The organism is Herbaspirillum autotrophicum (assembly GCF_001189915.1).
In the GTDB taxonomy this organism is placed as follows: Bacteria; Pseudomonadota; Gammaproteobacteria; order Burkholderiales; family Burkholderiaceae_D; genus Herbaspirillum; species Herbaspirillum autotrophicum.
Window position 1 is genome coordinate 39,432 of the sequence record NZ_LFLS01000023.1, and the last position, 21,866, is coordinate 61,297.

The 21,866-nt window shown below is 58.9% G+C and carries 24 protein-coding genes; 10 read left to right on the forward strand and 14 right to left on the reverse strand.

The window, feature by feature from the left end:
- Complete coding sequence (gene hutG, locus AKL27_RS17555; RefSeq protein WP_050464152.1) at window positions 1–933, forward strand: formimidoylglutamase; 933 nt, start codon at window positions 1–3, stop codon at window positions 931–933.
- Window positions 934–1,084: 151 nt separating this feature from the next.
- Window positions 1,085–1,663 carry a HutD/Ves family protein gene (locus AKL27_RS17560; RefSeq protein WP_050464153.1) on the forward strand — a complete coding sequence of 193 codons (579 nt, stop codon included), beginning with the start codon at window positions 1,085–1,087 and terminating at the stop codon, window positions 1,661–1,663.
- Between the two features lie 8 nt (window positions 1,664–1,671).
- On the opposite strand, the gene AKL27_RS17565 is transcribed toward AKL27_RS17560, so the two are convergent.
- From AKL27_RS17565 to mnmC, 4 genes are all read right to left on the reverse strand, one after another.
- Window positions 1,672–3,297: an NAD(P)/FAD-dependent oxidoreductase gene (locus tag AKL27_RS17565; RefSeq protein ID WP_050464154.1), complete on the reverse strand. Its 1,626-nt coding sequence runs from the start codon at window positions 3,295–3,297 to the stop codon at window positions 1,672–1,674.
- A gap of 105 nt (window positions 3,298–3,402) precedes the next feature.
- Entirely contained in the window at window positions 3,403–4,596 is a 1,194-nt protein-coding gene (locus tag AKL27_RS17570; RefSeq protein WP_198156003.1) for a low temperature requirement protein A, read from the reverse strand.
- A 120-nt stretch (window positions 4,597–4,716) separates the two neighbouring features.
- Window positions 4,717–5,343 (reverse strand): pyridoxamine 5'-phosphate oxidase family protein, encoded by a 627-nt coding sequence (locus AKL27_RS17575; protein WP_050464155.1) that lies wholly within the window; start codon window positions 5,341–5,343, stop codon window positions 4,717–4,719.
- Window positions 5,344–5,354: 11 nt separating this feature from the next.
- Window positions 5,355–7,223, reverse strand: coding sequence for an FAD-dependent 5-carboxymethylaminomethyl-2-thiouridine(34) oxidoreductase MnmC (gene mnmC, locus AKL27_RS17580; protein ID WP_232311019.1), 1,869 nt, complete (start codon window positions 7,221–7,223; stop codon window positions 5,355–5,357).
- A gap of 145 nt (window positions 7,224–7,368) precedes the next feature.
- On the opposite strand from mnmC, the gene AKL27_RS17585 reads away from it, so the two are divergent.
- The 4 genes from AKL27_RS17585 to AKL27_RS17600 all read left to right on the forward strand — a co-directional run bounded on the left by AKL27_RS17585 (window position 7,369) and on the right by AKL27_RS17600 (window position 10,465).
- Window positions 7,369–8,073, forward strand: coding sequence for a GntR family transcriptional regulator (locus AKL27_RS17585; protein WP_050464156.1), 705 nt, complete (start codon window positions 7,369–7,371; stop codon window positions 8,071–8,073).
- A gap of 63 nt (window positions 8,074–8,136) precedes the next feature.
- Complete coding sequence (locus AKL27_RS17590; protein ID WP_050464157.1) at window positions 8,137–9,075, forward strand: AEC family transporter; 939 nt, start codon at window positions 8,137–8,139, stop codon at window positions 9,073–9,075.
- A gap of 68 nt (window positions 9,076–9,143) precedes the next feature.
- Complete coding sequence (locus AKL27_RS17595; RefSeq protein WP_050464158.1) at window positions 9,144–9,944, forward strand: metallophosphoesterase; 801 nt, start codon at window positions 9,144–9,146, stop codon at window positions 9,942–9,944.
- Between the two features lie 239 nt (window positions 9,945–10,183).
- Window positions 10,184–10,465 carry a hypothetical protein gene (locus AKL27_RS17600; protein WP_050464159.1) on the forward strand — a complete coding sequence of 94 codons (282 nt, stop codon included), beginning with the start codon at window positions 10,184–10,186 and terminating at the stop codon, window positions 10,463–10,465.
- Window positions 10,466–10,551: 86 nt separating this feature from the next.
- Here AKL27_RS17600 and AKL27_RS17605 read toward each other — a convergent pair whose 3' ends face one another.
- The 9 genes from AKL27_RS17605 to AKL27_RS27815 all read right to left on the reverse strand — a co-directional run bounded on the left by AKL27_RS17605 (window position 10,552) and on the right by AKL27_RS27815 (window position 17,042).
- Window positions 10,552–11,700, reverse strand: a complete 1,149-nt coding sequence (locus AKL27_RS17605; protein ID WP_050464160.1) for a CobW family GTP-binding protein — start codon at window positions 11,698–11,700, stop codon at window positions 10,552–10,554.
- A complete protein-coding gene (ribA, locus tag AKL27_RS17610; RefSeq protein ID WP_050464161.1) occupies window positions 11,687–12,331 on the reverse strand; it encodes a GTP cyclohydrolase II in 645 nt (214 codons plus the stop codon). Before ribA ends, AKL27_RS17605 begins: the two co-directional genes overlap by 14 nt.
- Window positions 12,332–12,530: 199 nt before the next feature.
- On the reverse strand, window positions 12,531–12,800 hold the full coding sequence (locus AKL27_RS17615; RefSeq protein WP_050464162.1) for an Ada metal-binding domain-containing protein: 270 nt from the start codon (window positions 12,798–12,800) through the stop codon (window positions 12,531–12,533).
- 15 nt (window positions 12,801–12,815) lie between these two features.
- Window positions 12,816–13,451 (reverse strand): 2OG-Fe(II) oxygenase, encoded by a 636-nt coding sequence (locus tag AKL27_RS17620; RefSeq protein WP_050464163.1) that lies wholly within the window; start codon window positions 13,449–13,451, stop codon window positions 12,816–12,818.
- A complete protein-coding gene (ada, locus tag AKL27_RS17625; RefSeq protein ID WP_050464164.1) occupies window positions 13,448–14,515 on the reverse strand; it encodes a bifunctional DNA-binding transcriptional regulator/O6-methylguanine-DNA methyltransferase Ada in 1,068 nt (355 codons plus the stop codon). The genes AKL27_RS17620 and ada overlap by 4 nt, the downstream gene beginning before the upstream one ends.
- Before the next feature lie 81 nt (window positions 14,516–14,596).
- Complete coding sequence (locus tag AKL27_RS17630) at window positions 14,597–15,244, reverse strand: DNA-3-methyladenine glycosylase family protein (RefSeq protein WP_050464165.1); 648 nt, start codon at window positions 15,242–15,244, stop codon at window positions 14,597–14,599.
- Window positions 15,245–15,277: 33 nt separating this feature from the next.
- Entirely contained in the window at window positions 15,278–15,928 is a 651-nt protein-coding gene (alkB, locus tag AKL27_RS17635) for a DNA oxidative demethylase AlkB (RefSeq protein ID WP_050464166.1), read from the reverse strand.
- 9 nt (window positions 15,929–15,937) lie between these two features.
- Entirely contained in the window at window positions 15,938–16,738 is an 801-nt protein-coding gene (locus tag AKL27_RS17640) for a 2OG-Fe(II) oxygenase (protein ID WP_083439124.1), read from the reverse strand.
- A 97-nt stretch (window positions 16,739–16,835) separates the two neighbouring features.
- Complete coding sequence (locus AKL27_RS27815) at window positions 16,836–17,042, reverse strand: hypothetical protein (RefSeq protein WP_157056976.1); 207 nt, start codon at window positions 17,040–17,042, stop codon at window positions 16,836–16,838.
- Between the two features lie 123 nt (window positions 17,043–17,165).
- Here AKL27_RS27815 and AKL27_RS17645 point away from each other — a divergent pair, with 123 nt between their 5' ends.
- The 4 genes from AKL27_RS17645 to AKL27_RS17660 all read left to right on the forward strand — a co-directional run bounded on the left by AKL27_RS17645 (window position 17,166) and on the right by AKL27_RS17660 (window position 21,019).
- Window positions 17,166–18,485: a sensor domain-containing diguanylate cyclase gene (locus AKL27_RS17645; protein WP_050464167.1), complete on the forward strand. Its 1,320-nt coding sequence runs from the start codon at window positions 17,166–17,168 to the stop codon at window positions 18,483–18,485.
- Between the two features lie 83 nt (window positions 18,486–18,568).
- Window positions 18,569–18,967 (forward strand): OsmC family protein, encoded by a 399-nt coding sequence (locus AKL27_RS17650; RefSeq protein ID WP_050464168.1) that lies wholly within the window; start codon window positions 18,569–18,571, stop codon window positions 18,965–18,967.
- Between the two features lie 236 nt (window positions 18,968–19,203).
- Entirely contained in the window at window positions 19,204–20,424 is a 1,221-nt protein-coding gene (locus tag AKL27_RS17655) for an NYN domain-containing protein (protein ID WP_050464169.1), read from the forward strand.
- Window positions 20,425–20,443: 19 nt separating this feature from the next.
- On the forward strand, window positions 20,444–21,019 hold the full coding sequence (locus tag AKL27_RS17660; RefSeq protein WP_050464170.1) for an AAA family ATPase: 576 nt from the start codon (window positions 20,444–20,446) through the stop codon (window positions 21,017–21,019).
- Here AKL27_RS17660 and AKL27_RS17665 read toward each other — a convergent pair.
- Entirely contained in the window at window positions 21,007–21,807 is an 801-nt protein-coding gene (locus AKL27_RS17665; protein WP_050464171.1) for a MipA/OmpV family protein, read from the reverse strand. The two genes, AKL27_RS17660 and AKL27_RS17665, sit on opposite strands and share 13 nt — an antisense overlap.
- Window positions 21,808–21,866: the final 59 nt, after the last annotated feature.

Here is a 21,866-nt window from a genome sequence, read left to right on the forward strand (position 1 = left end):
ATGAACGATCCTATCTGGACTGGCCGGCTGGACGAAGATACGGCCGGTGATACCCGTCGTCTGCATCAGGTGGTGCAGCCGTTCGACGCCACCGTGACCGGCGGCAGCGCCTTGATCGGTTTTGCCTGCGACGAAGGCGTACGCCGTAATCACGGGCGCATCGGTGCGGCGCAAGGACCCTATGCGATTCGCCGCATGCTGGCGAATCTGCCGGCGCACCGGATCACGCAACTGGCCGATGCCGGCAATGTGGTCTGCGATGACGGCGATCTGGAACGGGCGCAACAGCGTCTGGCGGAACGCATCGCTCAGGTCATGGGGCAAGGCAATCTGCCGCTGATCCTGGGCGGCGGTCACGAAGTCGCTTATGGCAGCTTTCTCGGCATCACCCGTCATCTGGGCGCGACGCTGCAACAACGTAAATTGCTGATCATCAATTTCGATGCCCACTTCGATTTGCGTACCGCCGATTGCTCCACCTCCGGCACACCGTTTCTGCAAATGGCGCAATGGTGCGAGCAAGCCAAGGTCGACTTCCGTTATGTTTGCTATGGCATCAGCGAATTGGGCAACACGCCGGCATTGTTCAACCGGGCGCGTCAACTGGATGTGCAATTTCATATGGATCGCGATGTTGCAGAGCGCAGTCTGGATATCATCGATCAGGAATTGCGTACGCAACTTGATGGTGTCACCGACGTTTATCTGACGATCGATCTGGATGTCTTGCCAGGAGAAAAGGCTCCCGGCGTCTCGGCGCCTGCGCCTTACGGCATGGCATTGGAAAAGGTCGAACGGCTGGTGGCGACGATCAAATCCAGCGGCAAGCTGATTGCCGCCGATATCGCCGAATGCAATCCGACTTACGACCGCGATGGCATGACTGCCCGCGTCGCGGCACGGCTGGCGCACCTGATCCTGCAACCGCAATAAATCAAGACGCTGCCGCAGGTTCGCTCCGGGCGACCTGCGGTCTGCTTCTGGCTTCGTCTTTCGGCTGTTTTTCGCTTCAGTTTTTTACTTCGGCCTTTTACTTCAGTCTTTACTTTATCTATCGCCCCCGTCTGCGGGCGGCGACCACATTATGCCGATCGTCATCGCTCAAACCAACCAGCTCAGCATGCGCTGGAAAAATGGTGGCGGCATCACGCGTGAAATCATCCGCGCCCCGCAAGGCAGTTCGCTGGAATCATTCGACTGGCGCATCAGTATCGCCACCGTGCATCAAGGTGGCGCCTTTTCCATATTCCCCGGCATTGATCGTTCGATTGCCATCCTCGATGGTCAGGGAATCGCGCTCACGCATGCCGGCACGGTGCGGCAACTGACCCAGCGCAGCGATATCTTTTCTTTTTCCGGAGATGATGAAGTGGATTCGGCACTGATCGCCGGCAGCATCATCGATTTCAACGTGATGACGCGGCGCGATGTTTACCGGCACCAGGTACAGCGTCTGATTCAAACGGGAAAAACCACGATTTCGAGTCAGGCCGACCTGACCATGCTGTATCTGATCAACGGCCATTGCATGCTTGATGAACCGCATGGGTTACGACCGCTGCATGCCGGTGACGCCGTGCTGTTCAATGCCGGCGACGCCCCTTGCATGCTCGATACCCGCTGCGCTGAACTGATGCAGGTCCAACTCTGGCATCAGCGCTGACGCGGTTTTTAAGTCGGCTGCTGGCCGGTAATGCTGAGTGCCACGGCTTCCGCGACCTTGATGCCGTCAATCGACGCCGACATGATGCCTCCCGCATAGCCGGCACCTTCGCCGGCCGGATACAAACCCTTGGTATTGATGCTTTGCAGATTGTGATCGTCGCGGCGAATTCGTACCGGTGAAGAGGTACGGGTTTCAACTCCGGTCAGCACCGCGTCGTTCATCGCATAGCCGCGAATCTGCTTGTCGAAGACCGGCAAGGCTTCGCGGATCGCAGCAATCGCATAGTCCGGCAATGAAGTCGACAAATCGCCCAGCAACACGCCCGGTTTATACGATGGTTCGACACTGCCAAGCACGGTCGATGGCCGTTGCGCCAGAAAATCGCCGACCAGTTGACCCGGTGCATCATAGTTGTTGCCGCCGAGTTCATAGGCGCGCGACTCCCATGCACGTTGAAAATCGATTCCAGCCAGCGGATGGCCCGGATAGTCAGCCGGTGTAATGCCGACCACAATACCGCTGTTGGCATTCCGTTCATTGCGCGAATACTGGCTCATGCCGTTGGTGACCACCCGTCCCGGTTCCGACGTGGCCGCCACGACGGTGCCACCCGGGCACATGCAAAAGCTGTAGACGGCACGGCCATTGCTGGCGTGATGCACCAACTTGTAATCGGCAGCCCCCAGAATCGGATGGCCGGCGCTGGGACCGAAGCGACATTTGTCGATCAGCGATTGCGGATGTTCGGCGCGAAAGCCAATCGAAAATGGCTTGGCTTCCATGTAGACGCCGCGCTCATGCAACATCTGGAAAGTATCGCGGGCACTGTGGCCAATCGCCAGCACCACATGATCGGCGGCAATATATTCACCGCCGGCCAGTATCACGCCACGCACCTGACCACCGTCCTTTTCAGGGCTGATATCGATATCATCAACCTTTTGCTGAAAGCGGAATTCACCACCGAGTGCTTCAATCGTGGCCCGCATCTGTTCCACCATCTTGACCAGACGGAAGGTACCGATATGCGGCTTGCTGACATACATGATTTCCGGCGGTGCATCGGCTTTGACGAATTCGCTCAGCACCTTGCGGCCGTAATGCTTGGGATCTTTGACTTGGCTATACAGCTTGCCATCCGAAAACGTACCGGCACCGCCTTCGCCGAACTGCACGTTCGATTCCGGGTGCAGTTCGCGTTTGCGCCACAGCCCCCAGGTATCCTTGGTGCGTTCGCGCACAATCTTGCCGCGCTCCAGAATGATCGGGCAAAAACCCATCTGCGCCAGAATCAGTCCGGCAAAAATACCGCACGGACCAGTACCGATGACCACCGGCCGCTTTTCCGGCACCGCGCTGGCGTGCGTCACATACTTATAGGAGGTATCCGGTGTCGGTGCGACATGCGGCTTGCCCTGATGCTTGCGCAGCACGGCCGCCTCGTCATCGACTTCGACGTCAACGCTGTAGGTCAGAACAATCGCCGATTTCTTGCGGGCATCGTAGCTGCGGCGAAACAGTTCAACGCGCTTCAGTTGCGTGGCATCAATACCGAGGCGCGCAAGAATGGCGGCCGTCAGGTCGGCTTCGGGATGGTCGAGGGGGAGTTGTATTTCTGTCAGTCGCAGCATGCGCAGTGTTCCGGTAAAGTGCGCCGATGCGGGTCGGCGGCTTGCAGCCGGTATTCTACTCTACAGCGCCCGCCGGATCACGTCCGGCGTGGCACTTGCCGCACTTTACCAATACGAGGCGTGTTCGTCCTGCAATGGACGTTTGGCACTGCGCCGGCTGCATCCTTCCCAGCCGGCAACCACGATCAGGATCACGGTGGTCAGGCCGCTCACCATCAGCAGATCGGTGACAAAAGAGAGCGGCGCCAGAAGCGCCAGCAATACCAGCCCGACGATATGCGACAACGGAAAGCGGCGATACACGACTTTTTTGTAGATCGCATTGCCAACCAGATAAATCACCGGTCCGGCAATCAATACCACCGCCGAGACCATGTCGATGCGGCCGTCCGGATGCGCAATCACCAGCTCGTTGCCGACCGCCGAGACGATGATGCCGGCGACGATAATGACGTGTACATAATTGAAATAGGAACCGATCAGCCCCTGATCATCGGCATGGGTAATCGCTTCGGTGCCGTCTTTGCTGCTGGTATCGAAATACACCCACCACATCGCCAGACTGCCGAGGAAAGTCGCCACGAATGCGATCAGGACCGGCGCTTCCCATTGTTCCGAATGCGCAATCGAGGCACCGCTGATCAGCAAGGCCTCGCCCAGCGCCACAATCACGAACAGTTGGCAGCGTTCGGCCAGGTGACCGCCTTCAATCGTCCACTCGGAAGTCCTGGTACGCCCCATACCCGGCAGCGCAAAGCCGATCATCGGCGAACAGTATTCACAGAGAATGGCAATCGCCCATAACCACAGGCGCTGCTCTTCCAGATAGCCGCCGGCAATCCAGAATGCCGCCGAGATGCACAACCATCCGAGCATGCGCTTGAAGTTGGGCGCCAGGCTATGCCGGTTGCCGAGAATGCCCAGCACGAACAGCGTCCGTCCGACCTGCACGGCGGCGACCGCATAGCCGAAGATCAGGGCACGTCCGGTGAATGCTTCCGGAATCGCCGCTGCCATCACCAGTCCGATCAGCATGATGCTGAACAGCAAGAAACGGATCGGCAAGGTTTCCGGATCGAACCAGTTGGTGACCCAGATGGTGTATTGCCAGGCCATCCATACCGCCACCCACAGCACGAAGGTTTGGGCCGCGCCAATCAAGGTCAGATTACCGAGCAGGCTGTGCGACAACTGCGTCACCGCAAACACATAAATCAGGTCAAAGAACAGCTCGACAAACGAAACATGCGCTTCGTGGCCGTCTCGGACCCGCAGTAACTGGCGCTGTATTTTTTTCATGACGACACGGAAAAATTATTGGATGAACAACATCCTCGCACGCAGGCGACCAGCAACACAAGCTTGAGCCGCTTTCGCAACGCATCTTAGTTGCGTATTTTTCACAATAGGCCCGGACAGCTAATACAAGCTGCTTTTTACCCGCTCGGGCAGCGCCTGATCGTATGCGGCGCCATCGATACCGGCATTGGTGGCAGCAGACAATATTTGCCCCGGCGTCGGCAAACTGCCCGGCTTGATTTGCGCTGCCGGATTCCACAAGCCGGCGCGAACTACCGCCCGCGAACATTGGAAAAAAGCGGCCTCGACGGTGACGATCAATACCAGCTTGGGCAATTTTCCGGCTATCGCATAGCGTTGCAACAGGGCGGGATCGGCGCTGATGCGGGCGCGGCCATTGATACGCAATGTCTCACCCTGACCCGGTATCAGGAACAGCAACGCTAATTGCGGGTTCTCAATCAGATTGCGCAAACTATCAATGCGGTTGTTGCCGCGCCGTTCGGGAATGATCACGGTCTTGGCATCGACCACATCCACAAAACCGGCGGGGTCGCCCCGCGGCGAGCAATCCAAGCCCTGCGGCCCGGCCGTGGCCAGCGCCAGAAACGGCGAGGCGGCTATCCACTGACGGTAATTGTCATCAATGTGATCCAGCTCTTTCGCCAGCGACGCCCCGGCCGGCGCATCGAACATTGCCTGCAAGGCGCTGTGCGTAGTGATATCGAATTCAGGATTGCTGATCATCCCCGGCTCCTTCATGAAAAATCTGATTTCCGCGCCGCTTTCAATGCAAAGCGCGCCGGATCCAGTAGCGCCGCCAGATCGCGCCCCATCGGCAACGGCTCCCCCTCCATCTGGCAAGCCAGCAACTCGGCTGCCAGCGGCGACCATATCAGGCCGCGTGAAGCGTAGCCGAGCAATCCATGCAAACCCGGCAGACGCGGCAAGTCCGCCAGACGACAGTCGGCAGTGGCCGCTTGCCGGGCTCCGGAATCCGGCAACGCGCCCACCAATGGCAAGCGATCTGCCGCCACACAACGAAATCCGACGCGGCCAACGAGCGTCGTCGCATCAACGGTCATGCTCAGCGCCGGCAACATCTGCTGCAGTTTGTGCAAGTTATCGAGATGGCTTTGCACCCGCAATGCCGGGTCGTGATCATCATCGTAACTGGCGCCGAGACTGACGATTCCGGCTGCCGGCGGGGTCAGGTAACCATCGCCGCACAAGGCAAATGGCAGCGTCGACAGCACACCCGTCGCCGGTAAATGCGTGACCTGTCCGCGCAATGCGGTCAGCGGCAGCGTCTGCGCCTGCATGAATTGCAACGCACCCATGCCATTCGCCAGAATCACTGCCGGGGCCTGTGCCAGCACGCGGCCATCGGCGGCCAGCGCCTGCCATTGATCGTCAATCCGCTGCAGCGTCGTTGCTCCTTGCCCGAAATGTCGCGTCAGGCAGGTGCCGCAAGCGCGCAACATAGCCTCGCATACCGAAGCCGGATTGAGCCAGCCGCCATCCGGGAAGTACCAGCCGCTGCCGGTGCGCAGGCCCAATCTGGCGCTGGCCTGATCGGCGTCCAGCCATTGCGCGTAATCATCGGGATAGTGCCAGTGCCGGGCGGCCTGTTCGAATGCGGCGGCCTGCTCCGGATCGCGTGCCACCTGCAGTATGCCGCAGCGGGCGCCACGCAATTGAGGGAAGCCGCCAATGCGCGCCCAGACTTGCTGCGCAAACAAATAAGCCTGCCGCGTCAAGCGTGCTGCCGGGTTATCGTCGCGCGAAATCGCCGGCATGTATACCCCGGCCAGATTGCCCGATGCCTCCTGCGCCGGACCGTCATGCGTTTCGATCAGGTCAAGCTGCCAGCCGCGCAGCGCCAGACTTTCACAGACCGCGCTGCCGGCCAGACCGGCACCGATCACGATGGCGCGTCGGGCGCTGTGCGGTACAACACGCGGCCAGGCATGTTGCCAGCGTGGTGCAAATCTGGCGCGGAGCGGCGTCGATTGCTCATCACGAATGAATCCGGCCGACGCCAATGCGCGCCGCACTGACTCTTGTTCATCCTGAGTGCCGCCATCCACCGCCAGCAATGCCTGCGGCGCTGCCAGTCGGGCCAGTCGCCGGGGTAAATATGGCGCAGCGCCGAGCACTGATAACGTGGTATTGGTCAGACAGAACGCATCGATGCCGGCACCAATCTGTGGCAGCGTCAGCGCCGGATCACCGACGATCAGCGTCAACACGATGCGTTGCTGTTGCAGGAACAGGCGGTGGTAACCGCTTACCGCAGGCGGCCACTGCGCAATCAATTCTGCGGCTGCTATCGCAGTGGCGGCCAATGGCGCCAGCGCTGCCTGCAATTGCCGGCGCGACAGCGGCTGCGACAACAGCGCCAGATAGTGCAACTGCTGCGGTCCGTTCGGATCATCTCGCAAGGCGGCGGCGGTCAGCAAAAAGTGCAGGCCGTCGCCGAAATCCGTATTGAGGATCACAAACCGCTCACGCTGCTGCCACATGCCTGCCAGCTCACCGGCTGCCGGCAATTGCGCGCGAAGTCGCTCAGCGGCTGACGCAACTGTTGCCTGACTGACATCGATGGAAGGGGTGATCGGATGCATGTGCAAAAGTCAGACTGAAACCGTGATTGTAACGAGCCTGCAAAAAGACACCGGGCAAAGAGAACTGAAAAGAATCGTCTTGACAGTATTTACGGCAGAACCATATTCTGTATACAGAACACGGAACACATATCAAGGTCACTTCATGTACAAAATTGATGCCCCTGCGCAACTGATCGAGCAGGTCTACGACGCCATTCTCGATGCCATCTGCGACGGCACGCTGGCACCGAATGCGCGGATTACTCAGGAAGGCCTGGCCGAAACACTGGGCGTTTCGCGGCAACCGATCTTGCAGGCATTTCATTTGCTCAAGCGTCAGGGCTTCATTGAAGAAAGCGGTCGCAAGGGTGTCATGGTGACGCCGATTGATCCGCAAAAACTGGTGCAGCTCTATCAGGTACGGTCGGCGCTCGATGGCCTGGCCGCACGCGAGACCGCGCTCAGATGGAAAAAGAATCCGGATCAGGCGGCGGCGCAACAGGGACTGGATTTGCTGGCGCGTGGCCGGCGCGCCGGCAAGGCCGGTGTGATGACCGAACTGATCAAGGCCGATATGGATTTCCATCAATTCATTTATCACGCCTCGGGCAATCCGATGATTGCCGAAGCCACCGCACTGCACTGGCAACACATCCGGCGCGCCATGGGTGCAATTCTGCGCAACGATGCGCACACCCGCAGCACGGTGTGGGATGAACATGCCGCCATCCTCGACGCCATCATCGCCGGCAAGGCCAGCGTCGCCGACAATCTGGCGCGCCAGCATGCCGAACGCGCGGCCGATCATCTGGCCACCACGCTGATGAGCAATGAGTACGCGTCCCAACGACCGGCCATGCCGGCCTGAGCCTGAGCCCGCCACGCAGGCGCAGTCCTTTCATCATTTTTCCATTTCATCCGTCAGCGCCACATGCTTGCCATCTTCAACGTCGTATTCCCGATCTTTGCGCTGATTTTTCTCGGCTATCTGTGCCGCAAACGCAATATTCTCAGCATCAATGCCGCCAGTGAGTTGAATCGTTTTGTCATTTATCTCGGACTGCCGGCACTGCTGTTCAATGCCATTTCGGGGTTGAAGCCGGCCGACTTTGCCAATCTGCGTTTCGTCGCCGTGTTTGCCATCGGCATCGTGGTGGTGTTCGCGCTGACCGCCTGGATCAGAAAGCGGCAAGGCGCGGCTACCGGCGATATCATCATCGACAGCCTGGGTACCTCCTATGCCAATGTCGGTTTCATCGGCATCCCCTTGTGCATGCTTGCATTCGGCAACGAGGGCGTGCCACCGTCGGTCATCGCCATGGTCATGACCGCGTGCCTGCTGTTCGCGGTGGCAATCATCTTTCTTGAAATTTCACTGCATGCCGAACGCCATGTTGGTCGCACATTGAAGAAAGTGGCGGTGTCGCTGCTGCGCAATCCGATCATGATGGCGTCCCTGCTCGGTGCCGTGGTCGCCGCCAGTGGCTGGAGTTTGCCGGTCAGCCTGAGTCATCTGTTCACCTTGCTGGGTGCGGCCGCCAGCCCCTGCGCGCTGGTATCGCTCGGCCTGTTTCTGGCACAGCCGCTCAAAGGTAAACAAGCGGATACGGTCAATCTGCTGGTCGGCTTCAAGTTGCTGGTGCATCCGGCCATCACCGCGATTCTCGCTTACTGGATTTTTCCGCTGCCGAGATTATGGGCCGACACCGCGTTGTTATTGAGTGCGCTGCCCATCGGCACCGGTCCGTTCATGCTGGCCGAACTGTACCAGCGGGAAGCCGCCGCCATGTCGCGCGCCATTCTGATTTCCACTACCGGTTCCTTGCTGACCATTTCCCTGATTCTGGCGTGGTTCGCGCATCGCGGCTGATAGCGTAGCGGAGGAGTGGTATGCTGGCCGTTCGCCAGTGTATGCCAGCTACCCAACTACCATTTCTCATGAAAATTCAAATCGCCTCCGATCTGCATTTAGAAATTCTGGAAAAGAAGTTTCCGTCGCATCAGCCGGTAGGCCCAAGCGATGCCGACGTCCTCATCATTGCCGGCGATATCCATCGCGACACGCAGGCACTGGCCGCCTTCGCCGACTGGCCGGTGCCGGTGATCTATGTGCATGGCAATCACGAGGCATACCACGAACAGTACGATGCGCTGATCGATCAACTGCGCAGCACTTCGCGCCACGGCCAGGTGCATCATCTGGAAAATGAAGAAACCATCTTGCATGGCGTGCGTTTTCTCGGCTGTTGCCTGTGGACCGACTATGCATTGATCGGCGACATTGAAACGTCGATGCAGGAAGCGGAAAAGGTCTTGGTCGACCACAAGATCATTACTACTCCGGGCGGCGTCTTCACACCGCAAGACGCTCTCGCGAAACATCGTCAGTCGCGCGCCTGGCTGACAGAAAAACTCGCCACCGCATTCGATGGCCCGACAGTGGTCATCACGCATCACGGCGTGCATCCGGATTCGGTTCACCCGCGCTTTGCCGGGTCGTCACTGAACCCCGCCTTCATCAGTGATCTGACGCCGCTGGTCGCCAAAGCCGATCTGTGGATTCACGGCCACGTCCACGACAGTTTCGATTATCAGGTCGCCGGCACGCGCGTCGTCACCAATCCACGCGGCTATCCGCTCAATCTCGGCAGCGCCGAAACGGTGGCCGATATCGCGTGGGAAAATCCGGATTTCAATCCGCAGCTGGTGATCGAGATTGATACTGCACGGAAGACTTGATGTTGGCGTTATCTGCCGGCGACATCAGCTAAACCGACATGCCGCAGCAAGTACCTCTGAACATTGGCCATAGTGAAAATATTCACCCACTCGTTGAGGCCTTAGTATCCGGAATTGCGACATTTGGGCCGGTCAGGCTACAATCGCCCGCGTGGCGCCGCACGATAACCGCTGCCGATTGAGCAGTCGAAGAACACAATAAGGGTGCTGAGAACAGCACCAGCAAATGGGGGAAGTCAATGAAACACTGCATTATCCTGGCCATCGTGGCCGGGGCTCTGGCCGGCTGTGCTGTCAGTACCGGCGTCGTCTCCATGGGTAAAGACACGTATATGGTCGCCGCCCACGACAGCTCCCCCGCAGGCACTCTCGCCGACGTAAAAATAAAAGCGCTCAAGGACGTGACCAAATTTTGCAATCAGAAAGGTCAGACTTTCGTGGTGACCGGCGGCTATGACGTGCCACGTACCAAGGGCCAAGACCCACAGGTAGAAGTGCAGTTCAAGTGCGTGCCACGTTAACTTGCAAATGCGAAAAGCCCATCACTTGATGGGCTTTTCGGTTTGTTGAGATACGCGCCGGTTCGTTCAGGTTTCTGACGCCGTCACTACCAGACGTTTTTCTTTCGTTCCAGCATGTCACGCTCGATGGCCTGCGCCTGCATGAAGGCAGAAAACGAGCGTTCGATGACGCTGCGCTCGATGTCGTGCGTGATGAACACGATGCGCGTACGGTGATCATCTGACGGCCATTCAGGCAAGGTTACCGTCGGGTGGAAAATGTGCTGCACGCCGTGAATCACCACCGGCTTGTCTTCGCCGGCCAGATTGACGATGCCTTTGATGCGCAGGATGTTCTGGCCCTTGAATCCCACCAGCAGACTCAGCCATTCATCAAACAGATCCGGTGCGATAGGTTCGTCGAAGCTGAAGCAAAATGCGCGGATGTGATCATCGTGGCGATTGACGTCATGCTGATGTGCGTGATCATGTTCATGCTGGTGCTCATGGTCGTGCTTGTGTTCATGCCGGTGACCATGCGCTGCATGCGTGTCGCTGAATGCTTCTTCGTTGAGCCAGCGCGCGACATCCGGTGTCTTTTCCGCAGCCTTGAACAACCCCGCGTTAAGCAACGCCTGCGGCGCTACCTGGCCTTGCCGCGACAAGACTTGCGTAGCTGCCGGATTCAATACTTTCAGGCGCGCCTGCAACGCTGCCAGCGCAGTACTGTCAGCCAGATCGGTTTTGGTCAGCAGCAAACGATCGGCCACCGCCGCCTGTTGCACCGCTTCGGTATACCGGTCCAGCGTATCCATGCCATTGACGGCATCGATGGTGGTCACCACACCGTCGAGCCGATAGCGCGAGGCGATGAAGTTATCGGTCATCAGGGTATGCAGTATCGGCACCGGCGACGCCAGCCCGGTGGTCTCGATGATGACGCGATTGAATTTGCGCTGGCCGCCTTCGGCGAAGCGCCAGGTAATGTCCTTGAGCGTCTTTTTCAGATCGCCGCGAATGGTGCAGCACAAACAACCGCTGCTCATTTCGACCACCACGTCATCCTGACTGTGCGCGACCAGCAAATGATCCAGACCGATTTCACCAAATTCGTTGATGATGACCAGCGTATCTTTCAGCTCCGGCTGCGCGACCAGATAATTGAGCAGCGTGGTTTTGCCGCTGCCGAGAAAACCGGTCAGCAACGAAATCGGAATCAATGGCGCGTCCTGGGTCATGCCGTCACTCGTTGTCATGGGATGGCAACAGATGTCCGAGCTTGGCAGCCTTGGTGCCGAGATAACGAATGTTGAACGGATTGCGATTGACAACCAGACCGATGCGTTCGGCGATATTGATGCCGCACTCTTCCAGCGCGGCTACCTTGCGCGGATTGTTGGTCATCAGGCGCAGGCTCTTGATGCCGAGGTGCTCCAGCATTGGCAGACAAACCGTGTAGCGGCGCAAATCCGCCGCGAATCCCAGTTGCTGATTGGCTTCAACCGTATCGGCGCCGCCATCCTGCAAATGATAGGCGCGCACCTTGTTGAGCAAACCGATGCCACGGCCTTCCTGGCGCAAATAAAACAGGACGCCGCGTTTTTCCTTGGCGATTTTTTTCAGCGCTGCTTCCAGTTGAGCGCCACAATCGCAACGCTGGCTGAACAATGCATCACCGGTCAGGCATTCGGAGTGCACGCGTGCCAATACCGGCTCGCCGTGCGCTACGTCGCCCAAGACCAGGGCCAAATGTTCCTTGCCGGAAATGCGATCCACAAAAGCGTGCAGTTGGAATGTTGCCCACGGCATCGGCAACGCGCAGGAGCTCACGTATTCCATTTGTTCTTCTGGATGCGTTTCGCTGTTTTTGTTCTCTGGTGACGACATGAAAAGACCTAAACCTAAGTGATTGCCTGAATTCAGCACAACACCGTATCTTACAACGACAGGCCGATTCTTTCAGGATCCCCCGGAGTTTCCTGGCCCACCAGGCCGGCAACAACCCGGGCCTTGTCAGGATCAGGTTCAATGGCTGACCGGCCGGAATCAAGCCCGATACCGATGTCAAAGATGCAATACTTTGCGATCAGCACCTGGCTTGTCCGTTCTTCCAGACCGCATAGGCCGCCGGCATGCAAACCGCGCAGGGCCGGTAGCCCGCGGCGCGTGCATCCTCTTCATGTACAAAGAACACACGCTGGCGCACATAACCCCCACGGGCAATCGCCTGCAATGCCGCACGGCAATCAAGACGTCCATAGATGCGACCGCCACGGTGGCCACCCCACTGACCGGGCAGCGGACTCGCGAACTGCCGGCCGTCGGCGCCGGTCACTTCCCAGTATTTTTCAGTCATGCAGATAAAAAATCATCACTCGGCATCATGAAACACCACATTGCAGGCGTGCCGCTGGCCGCTGCGAACGCGGCTGCCACCATGCCGCAGATTGACCCGATAGCTGCCGCGCGTCCCCGACACCGGACGCCAATGCGTGGCAAACAAACCCAGGTCGCCTTGCTGCAGCGGCAGCACGGTGACCCGCGACTGCATGCGGGGTCGTTGCTCGGTCAATACCATTTCGCCACCGCTGAAATCATGGCCGGGGACCGACAGCAGTAATACCGCCTGCAACGGAAACACCAGCGAACCGGCAACGTCCTGATGCAGATATTCGCCTTCACCGCGGCCATGAACCGAGCGGCCCGATAATGGCCGGTGCTGCCCGGCCTGCTGACAGGCACGCCGGAATTCAGTCAAGGTAACCGGAAAATGGACACTGGAATCGGCTTGCCAGTCATTCGCCAGTCCGACCAGCCGGGTGTACAAAGCATCGCGCAATGGCGCCAGCATGGCGTTCATGATGCTGTCGTCGCCAGCGCAGGCGGCACACTGCGTCGGCGTCAACACGCTCTTGAGCACCACCTGTCCCTGACGTTCGAGTTGCAGACAGCGGGCCGGCCAGGCATCGTCATCCAGATGAGCGGCAGGCAACCAGACGTCACTCATTCCCGGGATTCCCGTTCCAGCAATGCCCGCTTGCGATCCACACCCCAGCGATAGCCGGACAAGGCGCCATCGCTGCGCACCACCCGGTGACAAGGAATCGCTACCGCCAGGCTGTTGGCAGCGCATGCCTGCGCCACCGCACGCACTGCTTTCGGCATGCCGATGCGATTGGCAATCTCGGCATAACTGGCAGTACTGCCGGCAGGAATTTCGCGCAGCGCCTGCCATACCCGCTGCTGAAAAACCGTGCCTTGCACATCGAGCGGCAAATCCAATCCCAGTCCCGGCGCTTCGATAAACCCCACCACTTGCGCTACCAGTTGTTCGAATTCGCGGTCGGCGCCGATCAGATTGGCGCGCGGAAATTTGTCTTGCAAGTCGCGCGTCAGACGATCCGGATCATCGCCCATCAAAATCGCGCACACACCGCGTTCGCTTTGCGCCACCAAAATCGCGCCGAGCGAACTTTGTCCCACCGCAAAACGGATGTCGGCATTGGCACCGCCGGCGCGATAGCTGGTCGGCGTCATGCCGAGCACCTGGGCCGATGTTTCATAAAAGCGGCTGTTGGAATTGAAGCCGGCATCGTAAATCGCGGCAGTCACGGTTGCCCCAGAATCGAGACCGGCCCGCAGGCGATTGGCGCGCTGGGCATTGGCATACGCCTTGGGCGTCAACCCGGTCAGGTTCTTGAACACCCGATGGAAATGAAAACGGCTCATGCCTGCCTCTGCCGCCAGGGCATCCAGCGCCAGCAAATCTTCGGCGGCTTCAATCTGGCGACAGGCACGTGCAACCATCGCGGCATGCTGCACGCCGACGCTGGTCTGATCGGCGGCGCTGCGGCGGCTGGGCCGGTATCCGGCGGCTTCTGCTGCTGCCGGGGTATCGAAGAACTCGACATTTTCCGGACGCGGCAACCGCGAGGCGCTGCTCGGACGGCAATACACACCGGTGGTTCTGACGGCATAGACGAACAACTTGTCGGCGGCGGCATTGCGAGCTTGCACCTGCGCCCAGCGCGGATCGTTCTCTACCGAAGACTTCTGTGTTTTGACTGACATATGCTGGCCCTTTGAAGGTAACTGATGATCACACTGTAGTCGCGCCACGCCAGTCACACACTCCGCTGCTTGCGGTCAAATTCATTCGCTGCTGATTGTCGCCGGCACCCGCCACAAATACCAGGCGGCAACCGTCCGGTGCGGGCTCCATGCTTCGCCGATAGCGGCAATCTGGCTTTTGGTCGGTGCCTGCGCCAACCGTTTCAGACGCCGGTAACCTTCGCGCACGCCGAAATCATCAGCCGGCAAGATGTCGGAACGCTCCAGCGTATACATCAGCAACATTTCCACCGTCCAGCGCCCCACTCCACGCAAGCTCACCAGCCGCGCGATCAGTTCGTCATCGCTCATCCGTTCCGCTTCTGCGCGTGGCGGCACGAGACCACTGAGCGCCGCTTCGGCAATGCCGCGAATAGTGGCCGTCTTGCCTGCCGAAAAGCCACAGGCACGCAGCGTCTCGATATCCGTTGCCAGAATCTGTTGCGGCAAAGGAAAGTCGTCCTGAGGAAACAATGCCAACATGCGACCCAGAATGGCGTCGCCAGCGCGCGCATGCAATTGTTGATAGGCAATCGCGCGCACCAGCGCTTCGTAAGGTTCGCGCGCCGGCTTGGTTTCGTGGCGGCAAGGTCCGGTGCTGCGAATGTGCGCGGCCCAGTCATCATCCAGCGTGGCCAGAAATTTGGCGGCGGCCCGACAGGCCTTGGGCGATAAATCAGCGAGGATCATGGTGTTCCATACAAGAGAAAGCAAACAGGCTGATCAACCGGCATGACGGAAGGTCAGATTGATGCGCTGCGCCCCCAGCAGCGGGTGATCCGCGTGTTTCAGCGGCATGATGCCGTGGTAACGCAAGCGATCAACGCCGCCCCATACCGCGACATCGCCATGCACCAGCGACACGCGCTCGGTGCGGTCGCTGCGCTCATGACCACCAAACAGAAAGACCGCAGGGATACCCAGCGAGACCGAGACAATGGGTGCGGCAAAATCCTTTTCATTCTTGTCTTGATGCAAGGTCAGACGCGTACCCGGTTCATAGCGGTTGATCAGGCAGGCATCCGGTGCAAACCCGGGGAATCCGGCCTGCTCGGAAGCATCTTGCGCCAAGCGTATGAATACGTCGGGCAACGCCGGCCAGGGTTGTTCGCTGTCAGGATCCATCGGTCCATAACGATACCCGCGCCGATCCGAAATCCAGCCCAGTGCACCGCAATTGGTCAGGGCCACCCCCATCCGCAATCCGCCCGGCGTCATCATGTGCCGGAACGGCGCCTGCTGCAGAATCGCTTCCAGCGGCGGCAGCAACGCCGCCACATAAGGCAATGCGCAACCGCGCAAGACAAATGCAGCGTCGCCGATTTGCTCTGTGCGCCGGGGTTCATCAATCGGATCAAACAAATCAAAAGTCATGGTGCCAGCTTAAAGTGCATCGTGAAAAATCAGGCCCAGGGTATGGCGCTGCCCCCACAGTATCTGACTGACACCATGGCGCGACTGTACCTTGCGCATCCGGTAGCGTCCCGGCAGCGGACGTTGCCTGACCGCAAACAACGCCGCATCGCCCTGTTGCAGCGGCACCACCTCGGCTGTCGCAGGTGCGCCGGCGCACTGCGAGGTCACGACGAATTCTCCTCCACAGAAATCGCGGCCCGGCGCCGATAATAAAATCACGGCCTGGATCGGAAATACCAGTTCGCCATAGACGTCCTGATGCAGACAATTGTAATCGTCCGCGCCATATCGCAACAGCAGCGGCGTCGGCCGCAACTGTCCGGCGGCGTGGCAGCGTGCCAGAAACCCGGCGTGGCGCTCCGGAAAGCGCGTGGCAATGCGCATGGCATCATGCCAGCGGTTCGCCACCGGCACCAGCGCTTCATACAATGCCGTGCGCAAATCCGCAATCAACGGCGGCAGCGGATAGGCGAAGTATTGATATTCACCACGACCGTAGCCGTGACGCGCCATCACCACCCGACTGCGAAACGTATCGCGATGCGCATACATTGCGGCAATGTCTTCGCACTCCGCCACACTCAGCATCGACGGCAACAGGACGTGGCCATGCTGCGCCAGTTTCTTTCCGGCAATATTCCAGTCGATTGCGCCGATGCGTTGCCCGACAGTCGCCGGCGTCTGTCCGCTGCGGTCGTTGCCGGCGAAAAATTGCAACTCATTCTGTACCGCATCGCCGAACGGCGAAGGATGATGCAAATCGTTCATGGTGTGCTCCGGATGCGTGCAGCCGCCATTCTAAAAAACCACGCTTTGCATGGCACTCCATCTCTTGCGGTCAAATTCATTGCACCTGTTCCGGCATTTATTTCCACATGGCAGCAACTGAAAAAGAACAACAACAAATCGCGGCTTTGCGCGAGGTTTTTGCTGGTTCTTGTTTGATTATTGACGCGCCGATGACATAATAAAAAGACAACATATTCATGGCAAAAACACCAACATTTCCTACCAGAAACGATGAGACGAAATGCACATCACTTATTTCCGGCGCGCGATCAACGCCGTCCATTAGGGTCCCGACAAACTATGGCAAACCGGTTTGCAAGCAATCCCGAACCGCAGTGCATCAAACAGAAAAGTAATAATTACCTGAATGCAATCGAGCATAACTCCCGTTAGCGAAGCGCTTCGCGTGGAGCAAAAATCTGCTGCGCTGTTTGCCGTCATCGCCATCGCGGTGATGGCGGGCAGCGTCAAGCTGATCGCAGACACACCACTCGGGATTTCCATCAAATTCGTGCCGGCCTTTGCAGCATCGATGCTGGTGCTGAATCTGGTGACGGCCGCATTGCTGATGAATCTCGGCTATTTCTTCAAAAGCACCGGGTCGCTGTTGCTCGGCGGCGTGTTCCTGATCCGCGCCATTGGCATCATTCCGCATTTCCTCAGTTTTCCGACGACGCTGGAAACCGTGACCGGGCAATCACCGATTACCGCCTGGTACTGGATCGCGTGGCATGCCGAATTCGCCTTGGGCCTGATCTTCTATGCACTGGCGGCGGACCGGGCCGCGCACTGGAAGGAATTGACCGTGGTCGACATCGCCGCCATTGCCACCAGTTTTGTCCTGGTCTGCATGGTGACGCTGTACCTGTGTTCGCCATGGCTGCCAACGTTGTTGCGCAGCGGCGATTTCCAGGAACCGGTGCATAGCCTGACGGCCAAACTGCTGGTAATTTTGCATGTCCTGCTTTACCTCACCGCGCTGACGCTGGTGGTGGTACGCATGCGGCCGTTCACGATAGTGCAGTTGTGGCTGACCGTATGCCTGGTGGGCCTGGCCATCGATGCCGCACTCGGTTTGTCCTGGAGCGGCCGTTTCACGCTGGGCTGGTATTTCGGCCGGGCGCTCAATATCCTGACCAGTCTGGTCATGTTGCTGGTGTTGATGGCAGAGGCAGTGCGGCTGTTCCGGCAAACCGCAGACGCCAATCACGACCTCCATCACAAAGCTTCGCATGACGCGCTGACCGGCCTGTACAACCGGCGCAGTCTCGACCTCGGCCTGGAACTGGCATGGCGGCAATCGCACCGCGACCACAAACCGCTGTCACTGGCGCTGATCGACATCGACAATTTCAAACTGTTCAATGACACCTACGGACATCCGGCCGGCGACCAATGCTTGCAGAACGTCAGCAAGGTGTTGCAGCAATTCGCTCGCCGCCCCGGTGACATGGCGGTGCGCTATGGCGGCGAAGAATTCGTGCTGTTGCTGACCGGGGCTTCCGAAACCGATGCGGCGCTGACGCTGGAGCAGTTCCGGCAAGCCATTTGCGATCTGGAACTGCCGCACCGTAACAATCCCGGCAAGATCGTCACGGTCAGCATCGGCATTGCCAGCAGCCGGCCGCTCACGTATGCCGGCAACGCCCTCGATTTGATCTCGGCTGCCGACAAGGCGCTCTATCGGGCCAAGCATGCCGGTCGCAATGCGATTCGGGCGGCATGAGCGAATAACAGTTACATTAGGGCCTGTTAACCAACGCTGAATGACAGTCCCCGCGTTCTTCCCATTCTTTCCGAAAGGCCCTCATGACAATCGAAGTGATTCGCGACCAGTCGCAGGCCATGCGCCACATTGTGCATGTCCGCCAGCATTTGATTTCAACCGATGCCGCCGTCGACGAAGGCGGCGCCGACGCCGGTCCCTCGCCGCACGATTTGTACGATGCGGCCCTCGGCGCCTGCAAGGCATTGACACTGGTGTGGTACGCCAAACGCAAGGGCATCGCGCTGGAAGATGTGCAAGTCAACATCACGCGCGACGCAGCGGCGGAGCGGCAAGGTACTTATCGTCTGACCGCGGCACTGCACCTGAGCGGCGATCTGAATGACGCCCAACGGCAGGAATTGCTGAGCGTGGCGGAAAAATGCCCGGTGCATAAATTGATGACCACGGTCACCACTGAAATCACCACAGTGCTGGTCTGAAGCATGACAGCGCAAACCGCAGATGCCGGTTTGCGGGCCGGCCCCCGGCACTGGGATTACAATAGCGTCATTGCAGTACATTCCGGTTGCGCACACATTGTTGTCGTGCCGCCGCACCTGATGCACTCTTCTTCCTTTAACCGTTCCCCATTTCCCATGCCCGTGCGATCCCTTGCAACATCTCTGCACCGCCACCGGCATGGCCACCCGCAGCATTAACGGACTCAGAAAACGATATGGCATCATCCAACGAAACCGTCAGCATGGCGATTTTTTGCGACTTTGAAAACGTCGCCCTCGGCGTACGCGACGCCAATTACGAGAAATTCGACATCAAGCCGGTACTCGAACGGCTCTTGCTCAAGGGCAGTATCGTCGTCAAGAAAGCCTATTGCGACTGGGAGCGCTACAAAAGCTTCAAGGCCACCATGCATGAAGCCAACTTCGAGCTGATCGAAATTCCGCATGTGCGCCAGTCCGGCAAGAATTCGGCCGATATCCGTCTGGTCGTCGATGCACTCGATCTTTGCTATACCAAATCGCACGTCAACACCTTCGTGATCATCAGCGGCGACTCCGACTTCTCGCCGCTGGTATCGAAACTGCGCGAAAACGCCAAGCAAGTGATTGGCGTCGGCGTCAAACAATCCACCTCCGATCTGCTGGTAGCCAATTGCGACGAATTCATCTTTTACGATGATCTGGTGCGCGAAAGCCGCCGCGCCGCGGCCAAACGCGATCCGCGCGCCGCCCAATCAGGTACCCGCCGCACCCCGGAAGAAGAACGTCGGCGCAAGGAAGAAATGGAAGTGCGCAAGCGCCAGGCACTCGAACTGGCAGTGGAAACCTTTGATGCACTGGTATCGGAACGCGGCGACAGCGGCAAGATCTGGGCGTCGGTATTGAAAGAAGCCATCAAGCGCCGCAAACCAGACTTCAGCGAATCCTATTACGGCTTCCGCACTTTCGGCAATTTGCTGGAAGAAGCGCAAACCCGTGGCTTGCTGGAATTCGGCCGGGATGAAAAATCCGGCGCCTATGTGTACCGCAGCAATAATGCCGCGACCAGCCAGGACAATGCAGCGGATCAGGTGGCACACACTGCCGCCGTGGAAACAGCAGAAACGCCAAACGAACCTGCCGCCGCCGAAGAGAACGCAGCCAAGCCGGAAGCACGACGCAAAAGTCGCGGCGGCCGCAAACCGGCAGCCAAAAAGCTGACGGAAACGCCAACCCCGGTAGCAGCAGCACCGGTAGTGGCCGCTCCAACAGTGACCGCGCCGACAACGCCAGCTCCGGCACCAAAAGCCACCAAATCGTCACCGGCGGCGGCCGTCAAGATTGTCGCAGCGGCAGAAACAGAAACCCCGGCAGCAGCGACCACCAAACCGGCCCGCAAGCCGGCGACACGCAGCCGCCGTCCGCGCGCCAAACCCGACGCACCAAGTCAGGAATAAGCGCACAGGCGAGGTCAACATGCATCATGCAGATCATTTGTTTGTGATCACCGGCGGCCCCGGCTCCGGCAAAAGCACCTTGATCGATGCCCTCGCCGCACTTGGCTACGCGCGTACGGTGGAAGCCGGACGCAGCGTGATTCAGTCGCAACTGGCCAGCGGCGGTCAGGCCTTGCCGTGGAGTGACCGCCGCGCCTTCGCCAAGCAAATGCTCAAACATGAAGTGCGCAGCTATCGCACGGCACAACTGCAACCCGGTCCGGTACTGTGCGATCGCGGCATTCCCGACATCGTCGGCTATCTGCAACTGGAACAGTTGCCGACCAGCAGTTGCCTGCTGCACGCGGCCAGAAGCTTTCGTTACCACCACCAGGTATTCATCGCGCCGCCGTGGCCGGAAATCTACCGCCAGGATGCCGAACGCAAGCAGACGCCCGAAAGAGCCGAACTGACCTGGAAAACCATGGTCAGCGTGTACCGCGAACTTGGTTATGCGTTGACCGAAATTCCGCGCGGGTCAGTAGCGGCACGCGTGCAGTTCTTGCAAGAACATATCGGACCGCCACCAAACCCGCAATTGGCTCAGAAGGTGTAGTTAAGCGCAGCCATGGTGCCGTAGCTGGTGCGGGCTTTCACAATCGGGCTGTCTGCGGCAGTCTTCATATAGCGCGTCACTTCGGTGGCCGCCAGCAACGACCAGTTGGCATTGAAGGTGTGGGTCCAGGCCAGCGATGATTTCAGCGCATACAGGCCGGAACCCGGGCTGTATTTCGCAAAGCGGGTGCGCGCTGCCTGCGTATCAGTAACGCCAAAGAAGCTCTGGTTATAGTCGGCACTGCCGAAATGCGCACTGCCGGCCAGTGCCAGTTTATCTTTTGGCATGTTGAGCACTATCGCGTTGACCCGCGCATGCATGGTCCGGCCACGTTCGCGGTTGCTCACCGGTTGCGATATCCCGGCCGCCAGCAAGACCCGTGGCGTCAAATTGAGCCCGAGCTCGGCATTGACCAGCACCGAAGCCTTGATATCTCCCATGCCTTTAAGCTGGTTCGAACCCGGCTTGAATTTTTCGTTGGCGTCGGTACGTCCCGGATCGTAGGACAGCGCTGCCGATGCAAAGAACGTGTCACCCAGCCGGTGACGGTAACCGATGCCCTGAACGCCATCGATGAAACCGCCCCACGGGGTAGTCACCGTCAATACCGGCAATGCAGCAACAACATGTTCGTCGCTGCCGGCGTAGCGCGGCATGTAGGCAACGCCCAGACCGACGCTGACAGCGGTAGTGTCAGGCGGTGCCGGTGATGCCTGCTGCGCCTGTACCGGTAATGCACTGATGGCACCAGACAAGATTGCAGCGGCGGTGGCGTAGCGGTATTTCATTTTTTTCTCCCGAAGTGAATTGACCGCCATTGTCGGCACCGCAAGCGTCCGGGTCTGTT